Genomic DNA, 16,705 nt, shown 5'->3' with positions numbered 1-16,705 from the left:
TATGAGTTTATTCACGACATTTTTACTTCAAGTAGATATTGAGGATAAAATAAAAAATGCCCCGGACAAAGGTTACGAAATAGGTGTATTTATAGGCACCATGCTTCCCTTTATTGTACTTGTACTTATTGCATATGCCATATACGCGTACAACAAAAAAAAGAACCAATAAATTTTCCTCGGAGCAAGTTTTGATGTATTCAAATCTCGATTATCGGGCAAAAAGTGTACCTTTAAACTCTAATTAAATCTTAAAAAATTATGGGCAACAGACTGTTTCTAATATTAGCTATTGTATTAGTCATTATCTACGTTTACAACCGCAGAAGAAGACGCTAATTATCTTGTTTTTAACCAGCCGGTTATACTTAAACGCTCGGTATTAACTACTCGTACTTCGTGCTCTATAATCTGGCTTTCAAAAATAACCATACGACCAGGGAACGGATAAATTACTTTTTCAGTTTCCTGTCCGTTTTCATCTAAATACAACACCAACTCACCACCATTTTCAGGCAACCAGCCATCTTCGTTTAAATAACAAACTATCGATAATTTTCGGCGGTCGTCATTTTGAAACGTATCTATATGGCGTTTATAAAAGGTATTTTGTGGATAGACCGCATAGTGGAATTCCTTCTGTAAAATTCCCATAAAGCAGGTTTTATTTAAATACCCTACCAGGTCGTTTACCTTATTAAAAAACACCTGTTCTACAATATCTGCTTTTGCCTCGTCTATCCATAAAATCATGTCACCACGAATCGATTTTTCGATGGTTTCGTTTACTCGATTTCCAATAGCCGCTTTTTTAAAAGCATCTTCCTCGTGCTTATCAATAAGCGACTGTCTTAGCAGATCGACTTCTTCGTGTGTAAAGAAGTTTTCTACTATACTAAATTGTTGGGTTGAGATGTCCGAAATAATCTGTTCGTATAACGGATTTTCAACAAAATCAATAGCCTCAAAAAGTTGACTCATAAATAATTAAGACATAAAAACTATCAATCCTGAGTGGATAAAAGCGCGCAAATGTAAACTAAAATCTAATTGCTTTTACAAAATGAATATCTTTGTATTAAATTTTTTTATTTTGATGACCTATATCCGCATAACAAAACTGTTTTCTTTCGAAACTGGACACGCCCTTTACGGGTACGATGGTAAGTGTAAAAATGTACACGGGCATAGCTATAAACTATCTGTAACTGTATTTGGCAAACCCATTTCAGACAAAAACAATGTAAAATACGGCATGGTTATAGACTTTGGAGACCTTAAAAAAATTGTAAAAGAAGAAATTGTAAATGTCTTCGATCACGCCACGGTTTTTAACAAAAATACACCTCATGTCGAGTTGGCTAAAGAACTTGAAGATCGCGGCCACAATGTGCTTTTAGTAGATTACCAGCCAACCAGCGAGATGATGGTAATCGACTTTGCAAAAAAAATTATGAAACGTCTGCCAGAACACATTACGCTACACTCGCTAAAACTTCAGGAAACCGACAGTTCGTACGCCGAGTGGTATGCTAACGACAACCTATAGGACGTTACCCTCCACTATGTTTCGGGTCGGGCTTTGCACACTCGCTTTTAAACTTTTTATAAAAGTATAAAGAGCTCAAACAATTGCTTCAAATGCGAAGCATTCACGATTTCCAGATAAATAAGAATACATGAGTAATCCCTAACGTAAGCACAAAACAAGAAACATGAATAAAGCGATTCCTGCCTTTGCAGGAATTATTATATTTACAACATGCAGATTCCAGAAGGAAAAAAAATATATTTCGCCTCCGACAACCATTTAGGCGCACCCACAGCAAAAGACTCTCTACCTCGCGAAAAAAAGTTTGTCGCCTGGTTAGATGAAGTCAAACAGGATGCTGCGGCTATTTTTTTGTTAGGCGATTTATTCGACTTCTGGTTCGAGTACAAAACCGTAGTACCAAAAGGGTTTACCAGAACCTTAGGCAAACTTGTCGAAATAACAGACTCCGGTATTCCCGTTTACTTTTTTGTTGGTAATCATGACCTTTGGATGAACGGCTATTTCGAAGAAGAACTTAATATTCCCGTTTACCACAAACCACAGGAATTCACCTTTAACAATACCAAGTTTTTTATTGGTCATGGTGATGGTTTAGGTCCGGGCGATAAAGGTTATAAACGCATGAAAAAAGTGTTTACCAATCCGTTTTCAAAATGGTTATTTCGTTGGTTACACCCCGATTTAGGTGTTAAGCTTGCGCAATATATGTCCGTAAAAAACAAACTCATTTCGGGCGACGAAGATGCTAAATTCCTTGGCGAAAATAACGAATGGCTGGTACAATACTGCAAACGCAAATTAGAAACCGAACACCGCGATTACTTTATTTTTGGTCACCGTCATTTACCATTAGAAATCAATTTAAACGAGCAATCGAAATATATAAATCTCGGCGATTGGATTTCATATTACACTTATGGTGTTTTTGATGGAAAGCAATTCGAATTAAAAGTTTTTAATTAAAAATAACGTATAAAACGCCCTAAACAGTACAATTTATGGTTGGTATTCTATTCATCTTTATTGTACTTTTTGGTATCTATGCCGTTGTTTCAACACGACGTAAAAAACCAAGTCAATTTCCAAAACCCTGGCATAACATTTTACTACAACATGTCATTTTTTATAAAGGCTTAAAACAAAACGAACAGCAACGATTTCAAAACAGAATGATGCTGTTTTTAAGTGAAGTTTATGTTGAAGCTGTTGGCTTTCAATTGGAAGACCTTAATAAAATTCTTGTTGCGGCAAGTGCCGTTATTCCCGTATTTTACTTCCCCGAATGGCATTATAATAATTTAAGTACCGTTTTAATTTATCCTGATCATTTTAACGAAGATTTTGGATACAAACAAACCGATAAAAAACGACAAATTGCAGGTGTAGTTGGTAGCGGGCGCTTAAAAAATCAAATGATTTTATCACGAAAAGCACTCTATGAAGGATTTGATAGTAAACGCGATAATTTCAACACAGGCATCCACGAATTTATTCATTTAATTGATAACTCCGATGGAATAACCGATGGCGTACCGGAAGCTTTAATTCAACACCCTTATGTTATTCCGTGGTTAAAAACCATTCACAAAGAAATGGAAGCTATAAATAACAACACCTCGGATATTAGACATTATGGTGGCACCAACGAAGCCGAATTTTTAGCTGTTGCTTCAGAGTATTTCTTTGAACAACCCGAACGTATGAAAGTAAAGCACCCCGATTTATATGAAATGCTAAAAATGTGTTTTCATACTAAAGAAATAAGCTAAAAAATAAGTCCTCTCAATAATTATCATGGTGTAGCTTGATTTAAGAAGCAGCATGTTCTTCCAGATCTTTGGTTAAGTCCAGTTTTCTAAAAGAAGGAGAAACTAAAGCTGTGGAAATTACTGTAATTAACGTCATAGTTCCACCAAAAACTACAGCAGTCACCGTCCCCATAAGTCTAGCGGTTAAACCACTTTCAAAGGCACCTAATTCGTTTGAAGATCCAACAAACATAGAGTTTACCGATGATACGCGTCCGCGCATATTATCAGGTGTTTTAATTTGCAAAATGGTTTGACGAATTACCATGGAAACCCCATCGGTTACTCCGCTAAAAAATAAAGCTACTACCGACACCCAAAATATGGATGACAATCCAAAAACGATAATACAAACACCAAAACCAAAAATAGCACCTAACAATTTCATTCCGGCATTCTTACTAATAGGAATATAAGCCGTTACCAGCATAGTTAAAAAAGCACCAATGGCCGGAGCAGCACGAAGCACGCCAAAACCTTCACTCCCCACTTTCAAAATATCCTGTGCAAAAACCGGTAATAAGGCTATCGCACCACCGAATAATACCGCGACCATATCTAAAGTTAAAGCGCCTAAAATGGCTTTGGTTTTAAATACAAAACGAACACCTTCCTTTAAACTTTCAACCACTGGTTCTCCAATTTTAGGATTTAAAATAGGTTTCTGTTTAATTTGAAGTAAAATGATTAACGATAAAACAATCAATCCGAAAATGATACAAAGCGACCAATGCACACCAATCCAGCTAATCGCAAACCCACCAAAAGCAGGCCCCAAAACCGCTGCCATTTGCCAGGTAGAACTGTTCCAGGTTGCAGCGTTAGGATAAACTTTTTTAGGCACTAATAACGCAACTAAGGAAAAAATCGTTGGTCCGAAAAACGACCGCAAAAAACCTCCAAAAAACACCAACGCATAAATACTATACAAAATGGTTTTAGTAGACCAGCCGTCTACCACTTTTGGCCAGGTTAATAAAAACAAACCCAAGCTAATTAACGAAAATGCAGATATGCATTTAGCTAATAAATTTCTTTTTTCATTCTGGTCTACAATATGACCTGCAAACAAGGCCATGGTAAAGGCTGGAATAATTTCCATTAAACCTATAACGCCCAACGATAGCGGATCTTTAGTTAAGCTATACACCTGCCATTCGATAACAATAAATTGCATCGTCCAACCAAAAACCAAAACAAACCGAAGCAATAAAAAGATATTAAACTCCTTAAATCTCAACGCAGCGTATGGATCTTTTGTCGCCATGATATTATTTTATGTCTCTTAACTTAAGTTGTAAAGACACATTACCCTGCCACTCGTTTTCATCAACCGAATACACGGCGTCAAAGGGCGCCTGACTGGAGATAATATCCATTTTTTCACCTAAACCAAAACCAATACCCACAATAGGATTAGAATCGGATTGTTTTACGGTAACACGCAAATGCGTTTGGTCTGCTCCAACGCGTTTTCCCCAACCGGTATCCATTAAATTTGCTGTCATAAAAACAGGCGTCATATTACTTGGACCAAATGGTGCAAACTGCTTTAATATTCGGTAGAATTTAGGTGTGATATCGTTTAAATTAATTTGAGCATCAATTTTAATTTCAGGAACCAACAGACTTCTGTCTATGGTTTTAGTAACCTCATCTTCAAAAGCCTGTTTAAAGGCTTCATAATTTTCTTCTTTAAGGGTTAAACCCGCTGCATATTTATGGCCACCAAATTGTTCAATATGTTCGCTGCATGCCTCTAAAGCATTGTACACATCGAACCCCACCACCGAGCGCGCCGATGCCGCTAACTTATCACCGCTTTTAGTAAACACCAAAGTTGGCCGATAATAGGTTTCTGTTAAACGTGAGGCTACAATACCAATAACGCCTTTATGCCAGCTTTCATGGTATACCACCGAGGTGATTCGGTCCTCCTCTTTATTGTCTTTAATCTGTTCTAAGGCCTCTTCTGTAATTCGTCTATCAGTTTCACGACGATCTTCATTATAGGCATTTATTTCCTCAGCATATTTGGTAGCCAAAGCTTCATTTTCTTCAGCTAATAAAGTCACGGCATAATTACCGTGTTTCATGCGTCCGGCAGCATTAATTCGTGGCGCAACTGTAAAAACGACATCAGTAATCGTGAGTTCATTTTTCTTATTTACCTGATCGATAAGCGCTTTAATTCCGGGTCTTGGAAAAGCATTAATCACTTTCAATCCATAAAAAGCCAAAATCCTGTTTTCGCCCGTTATCGGTACAATATCGGCACCAATCGCTGTGGCAACCAAATCTAAATATCCAACTAAATCCTCAAGGGTTTTCCCATCTCTATCAGCTAAAGCCTGAATGAGTTTAAAACCAACACCACAGCCACATAATTCTTTATACGGATATTCGCAATCTACACGCTTAGGATCTAATACAGCGGCAGCTTCCGGAATGGTATCGCCCGGTCTATGATGATCACAAATAATAAAATCGATGCCTTTTTCTTTAGCATATTCAACTTTATCAATCGCTTTAATACCACAGTCTAAAGCTACAATTAGTGTAAAATCGTTATCGCTGGCAAAATCGATACCTTTAAATGAAACGCCGTAACCTTCATCATAGCGATCTGGAATATAAGTCGCAACCTGCTCGCTTCGGGTTTTTAGATACAAACTCATCAAGGCTACCGAGGTTGTTCCATCAACATCATAATCGCCATAAACCAGAATATTTTCGTTATTGGCAAAGGCCTGTTCGATTCGGGCAACGGCTTTATCCATATCTTTCATAAGATACGGATTATGTAAATCGTTTAAATCGGGGCGGAAAAAAGCCTTCGCTTCATCAAACGTTTCAATGCCACGCTGTAATAACAACGTAGCAGTAATATCATCAACTTGAAGTGCTGTTTTTAAAACAGCTAATTTATTGTTTTCTGGCTTTGGTTTAATTGTCCACCGCATAGTCTGAAGTCTGTATAATCCATCCGTAAATGTTTACTCATTTACTCTTACAAAACTGCGAAACATTTCCATAACACCACAATTTTTTTCTAATTTAAATCAACAGCTTGAATTTTAAAAGAGGCTAACTTCATGAAAATCACAAAATATTACTCAGGTAAAATACAAGCCTTACTCAATCGCTTTAAACTGGCCTGCAACCCCTCTTCTAAAGTTTGTTGCATAACTTTGGAAGTATCGTTATGACACTGTAAACAGGCACCAACAAACAACAAACGCTGTTGCTCTTTAATATTAAAAGGTCTGAAATTGGTTCGTGTAGAAGTTGAAGCTTGCCCTTTGCCTTGCTTCATAAAAGGCACCCAGGCATCTTCAGGTAAACCATCATGCGCATTCAAGGCATATTCTGGGGTAAACACCCATTCTCCTTTTCCTTGATTTATATAATAAACCAAGTTTCCATTGCCATAGCCTAGAGTATAAGGGTTGGCATGGCATGATTTACAGTCGCGAACGGCTTTAGTAGTGGTATGTGGGGCATTTGGAGCAAAAAGCCTATGAAAAGACACATCGGAATCCGGATGCCCACTATAACTTCCTTTGTCTATGGTCATGACCATCCCGGGAATCGCCGGTTCAATGATGTTTTCTTCCTCGTGTTCCCTAACTCCCAATGCTGGTAATGATGCAGAAAACTCAGCCACATATTCCTTCCATTGACCTTTAACAAGCTTCTTATCCAACAAATCGAAAGCCTGCGCCTCATTACCATCAAACTTATTATGACAACCAATACAGCGTGGTGTCCACGAGGAATGACAGGCACTACAGCTCACATTTTTATGAGCATTATCCCGAGAACAAACCTCCGATTGCGGTGCTAAAGGATGTAATTTCTGGTCCTTTTTCCCTATTAAAAAGGCATTACCCAAAGAATCCATATAGGCATTTATTAAAGGGTGTCCATCTTTTTCTGTTATAAATATTTCTTTGTCGGAATGCTTATATCCCCTGTGCAAATAAACCAATCGGCTTTCTCTATCAATGGAATTAAAAGGAACTGTTCGAGGTTTAGATTTGAAATGGCAATCGCCGCATTGCAGGGTTACGGCATCTTCGGCATGGGCATAGGTCTTTCCATCTCCCATCACCTCATGTGAAGAATGACAATCTATACAAAGTAAACCCTTAGTATGGTGCACATCTTCCTGTAACTGCTTATAAACTCTTTTATCTTCAAGAACTACATGGCCTTGGGTGTGAAGCAAATCAGATTCATCCAGTAAAGTTTCCTGAAGCCCTATATAATTGGTGGAAATTCTACTAGATCGGCTGTGACATCCAAAACAATGGGTATCATCCATAAACACATCACTGGAAGGGTGCACTTTTGGCAACTTTATTTTGTTAGAAGCTATATAGGTGTTAAGATCGGCTTTGGCCTGTTGTGAATAATTTAAATGACAGGCATTACACCCTCCTCCACGACTTAATTGGGTAATAGGTCCATAATCGGTTTTTTGAGCGCCTAAATGACAATTGGCACATAAATCCCGTAAATGTTTATCGGCGGCGGAATACTGCAAATCTTTAATATGGTAATGGGCATTCAAACTATCGGATTCTCCAAACACAAATTTATCGACCGCCACCAAACCACTATTGGTCGTCATTAGGGAGTGCTCTACATTGTATAATTCTTTGGCATGACATGTTCCGCAGGTCCTTTGTGCATCTATCAAGTTTCCGGGTATCAAAACCATACCCTTATGTGCTCCCGCTTTGTTAAAATCAGCTGTATTCCCTAGATGGCAATTGGCACAACCAATTAGTTCCGGATTATGGTATTCTGAAAACCCTTTGGTTTGCTGATGACACTGCAGGCAAGATTCTCCTTCGGATACGGCCTTACCTTCATATTGTACATCAATAAATTCATGAGACCGAAAAGCATCTGCATGCCTTACGACATAAAGCAAGCCAAATAGCAATACGGCCAGAATCAAAATCCATCGAAAATAAGTCTTTTCTTTCATAGTAAGTACATAATCAAATTTACAATAAATTTATTCCTGAACATCATTAAAAAAATGTTTCTATTGTAACAAATGTTACTCCCAAGTACCTGATTTTATTATACTTTTAGTACGCTCAAACATTGAAAAAAATTCTTAATTTTAAGAACCAATCCATATAACTATGGTGACTTCCAGACGAAAATTTATAAAAATTTCAGCTTTAGGGGTAGGGGGAATAACACTTTCCGCTTCAGCTGTCAATTTATTAGCCTCCAATCCTCTGTTGGATGCTGCAGCAAAAAAGAACCTTGCCAAAAAACTTTCCAGAACCGCTACCTATTGTGAGGTATGCTTTTGGAAATGTGCCGCATGGGCCTATACAGACGAAGAGGGAGATATTAAAAAAGTGATAGGGAATGATGACGACCCACACTGCAACGGAAGACTCTGTCCAAGAGGTACTGGAGGTCTTGGTATGTACAGTGACGAAGATCGACTGAAAACCCCATTAATAAGAACTACCATAAACGGCGAAGAAACCTACCGAGAAGCCAGTTGGGAAGAAGCCTTAGACCTGATTGCAGAAAAATTTACTGAAATAAAACAGAAATATGGTCCCGAGTCTTTCGCGCTTTTAAAACACGGTTCTCCTGGAAGTCATTTAGAACACCTCTTTAAAGCCTATGGCTCCGATACCATTGCCGAACCTGCCTACGCACAGTGCAGAGGCCCAAGGGAAACAGGCTTCGGACTAACCTTTGGCTCTTGGGTAGGCTCCCCTGAACCTACCGATATTAGAGACACCAAATGTCTAGTGCTTATTGGTTCCCACATTGGAGAGAATATGCACAATACACAGGTTCAGGAAATGTCGGATGCCATTGATAATGGTGCTACCATTATTACGGTAGACCCGAGATTTTCTACAGCAGCCAGTAAATCTTCTCATTGGTTACCAATCAAACCCGCTACCGACATTGCCTTACTTTTATCCTGGATGCATGTGTTGATAGAAGAAGAACTTTACAATAAAAAATACGTTGAAAAATATGCCATTGGCTTCGATGAACTAAAAGCACACGTAAAACCATTTACACCAGAATGGGCCTACGGCATCACCACCATAAAACCGGAAAGTATCAAGGAAACGGCACGTCTTATGGCAGCTGCAGCCCCGGCTACTATAGTTCACCCAGGACGTCATGTTACCTGGTATGGAGACGACTCGCAACGCGAGCGTGCCATTGCTATTTTAAATGGACTTTTAGGCTCTTGGGGTAACCGAGGCGGCTTCTATTTTAAAGAAAAAATCAGTATTCCAAAATATCCGCATCCAGCCTATCAAGAACCAAAATGGGGTTGGCATGAAATAGGTGAGCAATATCCATTTGCTGAAATGGGCAATACTTCGGAAGTAGTCAAAGCGACTATTCCTAATGAAGACAATCCATACCCTATAAAAGCATGGATGATTGCCGGCACCAATTTAATCAACACACTACCTCAGCGAGAACAAACTCTTGAGGCAATTAACGCTCTTGAATTTTTGGTCGTGGTAGATACCATGCCAATGGAAATCACAGGCTATGCGGATGTAGTACTACCAGAATGCACCTATTTAGAACGTTATGACGGTATCCGTTCTGCAACCAACAGACATCCATCAATTGCGGTTCGTATTCCTGCTGTAAAACCTAAATACAATTCGAAACCTGCCTGGTGGATAAGCAAACAAATTGGTGACCGCATTGGTTTGGGCGACTATTTCAATTACAACGATTTTGAGGAGGTCATTGAATGGCAGCTCAACAAAATGGGGACTTCTTTGGATGAAATGAAAAAGATTGGTGTTAAGAACTTCGAAAGAACCTCTGGACCATTATTCCTGGAAGAAGGACAAGATTATGAATTCGGCACCCCAAGCGGAAAAATAGAATTCTATTCGCAACAATTGGCCGATTTAGGATTTGATCCTATGCCTGTCTACACGCACCATCCACAACCTCCACAAGGATTTTACAGGTTGAATTACGGAAGGTCTCCCATGCACACGTTCAGCAGAACCATTAACAATCCTTATTTAAGCGATTTAAAAAGTGAAAATACCCTTTGGGTCAACCCTAAGGTAGCCAGAATATTAGACCTTAAAAAAGATCAGCCCGTTTGGCTTAAAAATCAGGATGGCATTCTGTCTGCATTCCCCATTAAAGTAAGAGTTACAGAGCGTATCCGCTGGGATTCTGTATATATGTACCATGGCTTTGGCCATAACAATAAAAAATTGACCCGCGCCTTTGGGAAAGGTGCGAGTGACGCCGAACTTATTTCCCAGATTGTCGTAGATCCACTAATGGGTGGCACCGGATTAAGAGGCAACTTTGTTTCTATTTTAACCGAAGATCCACATAAAAACACAAAGGTATGAGATATGCAATGGTGATAGACACCTTAAAATGTGTTGGCTGCAGTGATTGTGTCGTGGCTTGCCAAACAGAAAACAATGTGCCACATGGCTATTGCAGGGATTGGGTAACTGAAGCTGTTAGCGGCTCCTACCCTAATCTGGAACTGGAATTGCGTTCTGAACGCTGCAACCATTGTGCTAATCCACCATGTGTAAGATGCTGCCCAACAGGAGCCAGTCATGTTATTGAAGGTGGCATTGTATTAGTAACTGCCGACCAATGTATAGGATGTGGCGCCTGTATAGAATCCTGTCCTTACGATGCGCGATACCAACACCCAGACGGTTATGTAGACAAATGCACCTTTTGTCATCACCGACTGGAAAAAGGACAATTACCTGCCTGCGTGTCTGTATGTCCAACAAAATGCATGTATTTTGGTGATTTAGACGACCCTAATAGCGAAATTTCTCAATTGTTGAAAAACAGAAAATATAAAACCCTATCTCCAGAGGCAGGGACCGATCCCCACGTGTTTTATCTCATTTAAAGCTAAAGTACCATGCAAGAAGAATTATTTACAAGCGGCCGAAACATTCCAAACATTGATCCTTCATTACAAATTTGGCATTGGCCCATCTCCTTATACCTATTTCTAGGCGGACTCGCTGCAGGCATCTTATTTTTTGCAGCTTTATTCTACCTAATGGGTAAAGAAAAACAATATCCCGCGCTTAAAGCAGCGGCTGTAATACCTCCAATAGCCCTATCAGTTGGTTTATTAGCATTGGTTTACGATTTAACACATCCATTATACACCTGGCAATTATATACCACATTCAGGATAGAATCTCCGATGTCCTGGGGAGCCTGGGTACTACTCATTACCACCCCACTTTCCTTTTTATGGTTGTTCAGCTTCTACAGAAGCACTTTCCCTAAATGGGAATCGAAACTCAAACTCTTTAAAAAATTTAAGTTTCTAGAAAAATTTGAAAAATTCCTTATTACCAACAGAACCTATATGGCATACGCCCTAATTCCCCTATCCATAATTTTAGGCGTCTATACCGGTATTTTATTGTCAGCATTCAATGCCCGACCTTTATGGAACAATGCCATTCTAGGACCTTTATTTCTAACCTCGGGACTATCGACCGGAGCGGCAGCCATTATTTTGTTGTCAAGAAATAGAGAAGAACGTCATCTGTTCAGTAAAATAGATTTAGGTCTTATTATAGTAGAAATAGCTTTAATCATTCACATGATTATGGGCTATTATGCAGGTTCTCAAGTGCAACTGGAAGCGATGGATCTTTTAGTAGGCGGTGAATTCACCCTCATGTTTTTTGGCTTCGTTATACTTTTGGGCTTACTCGTACCCGCTATTTTAGAAGTTATTGAATTATTAGGCTTTAAAGTCCCTGTTGCCGTGCCGGCTGCCTTAGTTATAATTGGCGGACTCATTTTTAGATTTATTATGGTAGAAGCAGGACAACTTACACGATACCTTTACTAAATTATTTGTTATGAATACAAAATATAAAACAAACCCACACCAATACTGGAACCCGTATTTTGGAGGATTCCTTTTAGGCATCATCATTATTTTTACATTTTATCTTACTGGTAGAGGACTGGGAGCCAGTGGTGCCATAAAAAGTAGCGTGGTTACGGTGGTTGAAAATGTAGCTCCAAAACATGCCGAAAGCAACAGTTATTACAGTCAGTTTATAACAGATGACAAGTCACCTATGAACACCTGGCTGGTGTATGAAGCCTTAGGTATTTTAATAGGAGCCTTTATTTCGGGAAGTATTAGCGGACGCATCAAATGGCGCGTTCAACACTCTCCTAAAATTACGGCTAAGCGTCGTTTAATATTTGCGCTAATAGGAGGTATCTTATTTGGATTGGGCGCTCAGATTGCAAGAGGCTGTACCAGTGGTGCCGCTTTAAGTGGCATGGCGGTGTTGTCTACTGGAGGCTTCCTTACTATGCTTTCCATTTTTGGATCTGCCTATGCCTTTGCTTATTTTTTTAGAAAGAACTGGATATAACATTAAAAAGAAAAAATTATGGGACCTTTAATTCCTGGTGGTTACATCCCTTTAGAATGGGATAGCATTATAGCCATATTCATTGGAATCGCCTTTGGCTTTGTCTTAGAAGCTTCGGGCTTTTCATCGTCAAGAAAATTAGCCGGCGTGTTTTACGGTTACGACTTTGCTGTACTTAAAGTATTTTTTACGGCAGCAGCGGTATCTGTAATTGGCATTTACTATATGGATTATTTAGGGTACTTGGACATCTCTAAACTTTATGTGCACCCCACCTACTTATGGGGAGCTATCATAGGCGGCATTATTATGGGTGCCGGTTTTGTTACCGGAGGCTTCTGCCCGGGCACAAGTTTGTGTGCCGTAGCTATAGGCAAATTAGATGCCTGGATATATGTGTTTGGTATTATGGTGGGTGTTTTTATATTTTCGGAACTCTTCAATCTTTTTGAACCTATATACGATGGTTATAACTTTGGCAACATTACTCTGATAGACTCCTTTGGCTGGAATCCATATTGGGTTATTTTTATTTTTGCCATTATTGCTGTCCTGGCCTTTGGCATTGCCGACTTGGTTCGAAAAAAAATTAAAAGTGTGTTTTACTAAAAAAACAAATACAATATAAACCAGAAGAAAACCATGAAATTTCTTTCAAACAGATATCTAATTCTGGGCGCCATACTGATTATTTTAGCAGGTGGACTCCTATTGCTTCCAAAATATGAAAAACAGGAAGGCATTCGCTCTAAACAATTGTTAAGTCATGCCATCAGCCCGGAACGTTATATTTCGACCGATGATATTTCACATAAAATTATTAGCCAGGATCCTTCGTTTATTTTGGTAGACGTAAGAGACGAAGAAAGCTATAACAATTATAGCCTACCCAATGCCATTAATATTCCGCTTTCAAAATTGTTGGATGAAGATTCTTTAACTTACCTCAACCAAGACCAGTTTGACGTGGTATTCTATTCTAACAACACGTTTCTAGCCGATCAGGCCTGGATGTTATGCGATCGCTTAGGATTTAAAAATCTGCATGTTTTAAAGGGAGGCCTCAACAACTGGTATACTACCATAATCAATCCCTCAAAACCAAATGAGGCCATGCCCGAAACTGAATTTAAATTGTATTCTACAAGAAAAGCAGCCAGCATGTATTATGGCGTAGCATATCCAGACCAGAATTTTGGAAATGACTTACCAACAACACCGGAAACTCCTAAAAAAGTAGTTACTGTAGAAAAGAAAAAGAAACGTAAAGCTGAAGGCGGTTGTTAAATCTAAAATTAACCTAACACTATGAAAGAATTAGAGAAAACCAAACAAATATCCATTGCTGCCACGTTATTTATTTTGGCTGTGCTAATAGGTTTTTTAACCTACAAACGCCCAAAAAACACCTATGCTTTCAACACCAAAAGCACTTTGGAAAAAATCACCTCCACAGATTATTGCCTTCCCTATTCGCTTATTGAAAATGAAGATGTGGCATTTATAGACATTAGAAACTCTTTTGAATACAACAAAGGCCATTTAGAAAATGCCATAAACATGCCTTCTGTAGATATTATGAGTGAAGCCTCTCAAAAACTACTGCAGGACCTAAAAACATCCAATACAACAACGGCGCTTTACGGAAGCACTCCCGAAGAAGCTAACATTCCTTTTCTTATCTTATATCAATTAGGCTTCGATAATCTTAAAATCCTTCCTGTAGAGCTCAGTTATTCCCAAAACAAACTCATGACCAAAGAATCCAAAATAGAAAGCCTTCCTTACGATATTAATGGGTTTATCATGGATTCAAAAAAGCATTTGGACAGCTCTAATACCATAGTTCCACCAAATGCAAATGTGCCTAAAAAAGTGATTACAGTTGAAAAGAAAAAGAAGCGTAAAGCTGAAGGTGGCTGTTAAAAGTCCTTATTTTAATCTTCTAGCTTCGGTTTTAATAGTTCACCAAATCTATTTCTTTTATTCTTTTAATCGTATTCTGTTTTTATAAACTTCCTTGTCGTTCATAAACACCTTAATATAATAGCGTTTTGCTGGCAAATATGATAAATCGTAAATCAACGATCCTTTAATTAAACTCTTATATAGATGCGTTTCAACCACATCTGTTTCATTTTCCTGATCAACAATAAGCACCTTTACTTCAGAAGGAATATTGCAAAAATAATCTAATGTAATCGGGCCTTGCGTTCGTGCCGGAAAAACACCCACAGAAGGCGCATCATCCAACTCGTAAGACATATCGGGTTGTACCGAAAAATAATAATTAATAGCACTACCAAAATCTGAACCAAATTGTTTTATGGCTTTGCCTTGAGCATCAAGTAATTTTATTTCGCCACGGCCGTCTCTGGATTTAAACCAAAACTCTAATCCATCGCCTTCGGAATCGTTAAATTTGAAATTATAATTTCCTTGTTTTAACGCAATTGTATCTTGATATACTGTACTTGGTTTCATATTCACACTATCTTTTGCAAAAACCACCTCTCCGAAACTATTTTGAATACTGTATGTGTTTTGCCAAGGTTTGTTATTTGTTTTATAACGAACCACGACGGTATCAGGAAATATGTCCGGGCGTTCGTAATCGGACTCTAATGTGTTATCTGCCTTAAATCCGTCTGATTTTCCGTTAGGTTTAGATATAACTACATGAAATTTCCCATGCTTTTGTTTACTAAATACTTCGGTTGGTAATGTTATCGCGGCTTCATCTCCAAAATTAATATGACCCGTCCAATTGAATTTCTGAGGTTTTTCGCCTGCAATAAAATACTGAATCGTCATTTTCTTTAACGGATTACTACCATTATTTTTCACCTGAATAACCGGCAAACCGCCAAACGGATTTTTCCGACTATGAATCAACTTTTTAGAGGGCTGAATGATATCTAAAAGCGTCACGTCGTTTTTAGCATTTGGCACTTCATATTCCACAACAACAGCTGACAGCAACTCGTTCGCACTTGGCTTTTCGGTTTCGTAAGCCTCCATATTAATATCCACCGAATATGCCATTCCTGATTTGGTATTTAGCATAACTTCATCGGGCTGAAGCAAATACCCTGGACACCAATTAGCGCGATCAAAAATCCACGTTCCTGCCTGCGGAAATAAAGGATTATCACCACATTCCATCCATAAATCTTTATGATCTATAACTTTCCCGTTAAACTCAATATCGCGAAACTTGCTGCAAAATTCACCACAACCATTAGCATCCATACCATGTCCGGTTTGAAGGATCTTTATTTTAGAAAATGCGGTTTTATCATGCGCTTTAAATGTTACTGGCACCAAATGGTTTTCAATTGGATCGTCTTTGTATCCATATTTAAAATTTCCATCGTATACTTTATGAATCGCCAACGGATTAGCCACTGGTGTACCATAGGTAATTTCAAAATCTACAGTGACTTTCCAGCCACGGGTTTTATTGTCTTCATAACCAGTATGTATATAATCAATCTCAACCTCATCTCTTAAAATCAAACTGAAATCGGTCACATCTACATGCCACTCAAACCCCCAGTCTTTTTGAAAAAACCCTCCGTAAGGCGTTAACATACGTGCAATTTCGTAAACGGTAGTATCGCTTTTTTGACGCGCTTTAATATGATCTACATAATCCCAGTCGGCACAACGCATTTTATCAGGACATTCAAATTTTAAGTTTAAAATAATGCTTCGGATATTTTCTGAAGCCTTTGGAAACACTGCTGTACGTTTATAACTATTACTCCCTTTAGACGGGTCGGTAACTATAGTTTCTCCCTGATGCGAAATGACGTGAGCTTTCTCCTGTGCTTGTCCTAAAAAACTAATAAGAACAAGACAGAATAAGATTTTAAAAGTATTCAATGGTAGAT

General features: G+C 38.6%; 16 protein-coding genes. 11 read left to right on the top strand and 5 right to left on the bottom strand.

Annotation, left to right across the window (positions count from 1 at the left end; translation table 11 throughout):
• Window position 1: 1 nt before the first annotated feature.
• Entirely contained in the window at window positions 2-172 is a 171-nt protein-coding gene (locus NO995_RS06595; RefSeq protein WP_258226785.1) for a hypothetical protein, read from the top strand.
• Window positions 173-339: 167 nt separating this feature from the next.
• On the opposite strand, the gene NO995_RS06590 is transcribed toward NO995_RS06595, so the two are convergent.
• Window positions 340-981, bottom strand: coding sequence for a 2OG-Fe(II) oxygenase (locus NO995_RS06590; RefSeq protein WP_258226784.1), 642 nt, complete (start codon window positions 979-981; stop codon window positions 340-342).
• Between the two features lie 115 nt (window positions 982-1,096).
• Between NO995_RS06590 and NO995_RS06585 the strand changes: the two genes are divergently transcribed.
• From NO995_RS06585 to NO995_RS06575, 3 genes are all read left to right on the top strand, one after another.
• The gene (locus NO995_RS06585) at window positions 1,097-1,549 is read left to right on the top strand and encodes a 6-carboxytetrahydropterin synthase (RefSeq protein ID WP_240572571.1); all 453 of its coding nucleotides are present in this window, start codon (window positions 1,097-1,099) and stop codon (window positions 1,547-1,549) included.
• Between the two features lie 213 nt (window positions 1,550-1,762).
• Window positions 1,763-2,518 (top strand): UDP-2,3-diacylglucosamine diphosphatase, encoded by a 756-nt coding sequence (locus NO995_RS06580; RefSeq protein WP_258226783.1) that lies wholly within the window; start codon window positions 1,763-1,765, stop codon window positions 2,516-2,518.
• Between the two features lie 35 nt (window positions 2,519-2,553).
• Window positions 2,554-3,324, top strand: coding sequence for a zinc-dependent peptidase (locus NO995_RS06575; protein ID WP_258226782.1), 771 nt, complete (start codon window positions 2,554-2,556; stop codon window positions 3,322-3,324).
• A gap of 40 nt (window positions 3,325-3,364) precedes the next feature.
• Here the strand turns inward: NO995_RS06575 and NO995_RS06570 are convergent, their stop codons facing one another.
• The 3 genes from NO995_RS06570 to NO995_RS06560 form a co-directional block, all read right to left on the bottom strand.
• The gene (locus NO995_RS06570; protein WP_258226781.1) at window positions 3,365-4,630 is read right to left on the bottom strand and encodes an MFS transporter; all 1,266 of its coding nucleotides are present in this window, start codon (window positions 4,628-4,630) and stop codon (window positions 3,365-3,367) included.
• Window positions 4,631-4,634: 4 nt separating this feature from the next.
• A complete protein-coding gene (gene recJ, locus NO995_RS06565) occupies window positions 4,635-6,326 on the bottom strand; it encodes a single-stranded-DNA-specific exonuclease RecJ (RefSeq protein ID WP_258226780.1) in 1,692 nt (563 codons plus the stop codon).
• A 149-nt stretch (window positions 6,327-6,475) separates the two neighbouring features.
• The gene (locus NO995_RS06560; RefSeq protein ID WP_258226779.1) at window positions 6,476-8,362 is read right to left on the bottom strand and encodes a hypothetical protein; all 1,887 of its coding nucleotides are present in this window, start codon (window positions 8,360-8,362) and stop codon (window positions 6,476-6,478) included.
• Between the two features lie 163 nt (window positions 8,363-8,525).
• Here NO995_RS06560 and NO995_RS06555 point away from each other — a divergent pair, with 163 nt between their 5' ends.
• Genes NO995_RS06555 through NO995_RS06525 form a run of 7 tightly spaced genes read left to right on the top strand, consistent with a single transcriptional unit; the run spans window position 8,526 to window position 14,735 of the window.
• A complete protein-coding gene (locus NO995_RS06555; RefSeq protein ID WP_258226778.1) occupies window positions 8,526-10,769 on the top strand; it encodes a molybdopterin-dependent oxidoreductase in 2,244 nt (747 codons plus the stop codon).
• Window positions 10,766-11,299 (top strand): 4Fe-4S dicluster domain-containing protein, encoded by a 534-nt coding sequence (locus NO995_RS06550; protein WP_240572564.1) that lies wholly within the window; start codon window positions 10,766-10,768, stop codon window positions 11,297-11,299. Before NO995_RS06555 ends, NO995_RS06550 begins: the two co-directional genes overlap by 4 nt.
• A 12-nt stretch (window positions 11,300-11,311) precedes the next feature.
• Window positions 11,312-12,268, top strand: coding sequence for an NrfD/PsrC family molybdoenzyme membrane anchor subunit (gene nrfD, locus NO995_RS06545; protein ID WP_258226777.1), 957 nt, complete (start codon window positions 11,312-11,314; stop codon window positions 12,266-12,268).
• Window positions 12,269-12,278: 10 nt separating this feature from the next.
• Window positions 12,279-12,809: a YeeE/YedE family protein gene (locus NO995_RS06540; protein WP_258226776.1), complete on the top strand. Its 531-nt coding sequence runs from the start codon at window positions 12,279-12,281 to the stop codon at window positions 12,807-12,809.
• A gap of 18 nt (window positions 12,810-12,827) precedes the next feature.
• A complete protein-coding gene (locus tag NO995_RS06535; RefSeq protein ID WP_258226775.1) occupies window positions 12,828-13,418 on the top strand; it encodes a YeeE/YedE thiosulfate transporter family protein in 591 nt (196 codons plus the stop codon).
• A 33-nt stretch (window positions 13,419-13,451) separates the two neighbouring features.
• Window positions 13,452-14,096, top strand: a complete 645-nt coding sequence (locus NO995_RS06530; RefSeq protein WP_258226774.1) for a rhodanese-like domain-containing protein — start codon at window positions 13,452-13,454, stop codon at window positions 14,094-14,096.
• Between the two features lie 21 nt (window positions 14,097-14,117).
• Window positions 14,118-14,735, top strand: coding sequence for a rhodanese-like domain-containing protein (locus NO995_RS06525; protein ID WP_258226773.1), 618 nt, complete (start codon window positions 14,118-14,120; stop codon window positions 14,733-14,735).
• 57 nt (window positions 14,736-14,792) lie between these two features.
• Here the strand turns inward: NO995_RS06525 and NO995_RS06520 are convergent, their stop codons facing one another.
• Window positions 14,793-16,697 (bottom strand): peptide-N-glycosidase F-related protein, encoded by a 1,905-nt coding sequence (locus NO995_RS06520; RefSeq protein WP_258226772.1) that lies wholly within the window; start codon window positions 16,695-16,697, stop codon window positions 14,793-14,795.
• Window positions 16,698-16,705 lie beyond the last annotated feature (8 nt).

Origin of the sequence: Aestuariibaculum sp. M13, assembly GCF_024723255.1 — a bacterium.
Lineage (GTDB): Bacteria > Bacteroidota > Bacteroidia > Flavobacteriales > Flavobacteriaceae > Aestuariibaculum > Aestuariibaculum lutulentum.
This window is presented reverse-complemented; position numbering and strand designations above follow the sequence as displayed.

Coding starts and splice junctions, on each gene's coding strand:
- NO995_RS06595 (WP_258226785.1), top strand. CDS start 2: ATGAGTTTATTCACGACATTTTTACTTCAAGTAGATATTGAGGATAAA.
- NO995_RS06590 (WP_258226784.1), bottom strand. CDS start 981: ATGAGTCAACTTTTTGAGGCTATTGATTTTGTTGAAAATCCGTTATAC.
- NO995_RS06585 (WP_240572571.1), top strand. CDS start 1,097: ATGACCTATATCCGCATAACAAAACTGTTTTCTTTCGAAACTGGACAC.
- NO995_RS06580 (WP_258226783.1), top strand. CDS start 1,763: ATGCAGATTCCAGAAGGAAAAAAAATATATTTCGCCTCCGACAACCAT.
- NO995_RS06575 (WP_258226782.1), top strand. CDS start 2,554: ATGGTTGGTATTCTATTCATCTTTATTGTACTTTTTGGTATCTATGCC.
- NO995_RS06570 (WP_258226781.1), bottom strand. CDS start 4,630: ATGGCGACAAAAGATCCATACGCTGCGTTGAGATTTAAGGAGTTTAAT.
- recJ (WP_258226780.1), bottom strand. CDS start 6,326: ATGCGGTGGACAATTAAACCAAAGCCAGAAAACAATAAATTAGCTGTT.
- NO995_RS06560 (WP_258226779.1), bottom strand. CDS start 8,362: ATGAAAGAAAAGACTTATTTTCGATGGATTTTGATTCTGGCCGTATTG.
- NO995_RS06555 (WP_258226778.1), top strand. CDS start 8,526: ATGGTGACTTCCAGACGAAAATTTATAAAAATTTCAGCTTTAGGGGTA.
- NO995_RS06550 (WP_240572564.1), top strand. CDS start 10,766: ATGAGATATGCAATGGTGATAGACACCTTAAAATGTGTTGGCTGCAGT.
- nrfD (WP_258226777.1), top strand. CDS start 11,312: ATGCAAGAAGAATTATTTACAAGCGGCCGAAACATTCCAAACATTGAT.
- NO995_RS06540 (WP_258226776.1), top strand. CDS start 12,279: ATGAATACAAAATATAAAACAAACCCACACCAATACTGGAACCCGTAT.
- NO995_RS06535 (WP_258226775.1), top strand. CDS start 12,828: ATGGGACCTTTAATTCCTGGTGGTTACATCCCTTTAGAATGGGATAGC.
- NO995_RS06530 (WP_258226774.1), top strand. CDS start 13,452: ATGAAATTTCTTTCAAACAGATATCTAATTCTGGGCGCCATACTGATT.
- NO995_RS06525 (WP_258226773.1), top strand. CDS start 14,118: ATGAAAGAATTAGAGAAAACCAAACAAATATCCATTGCTGCCACGTTA.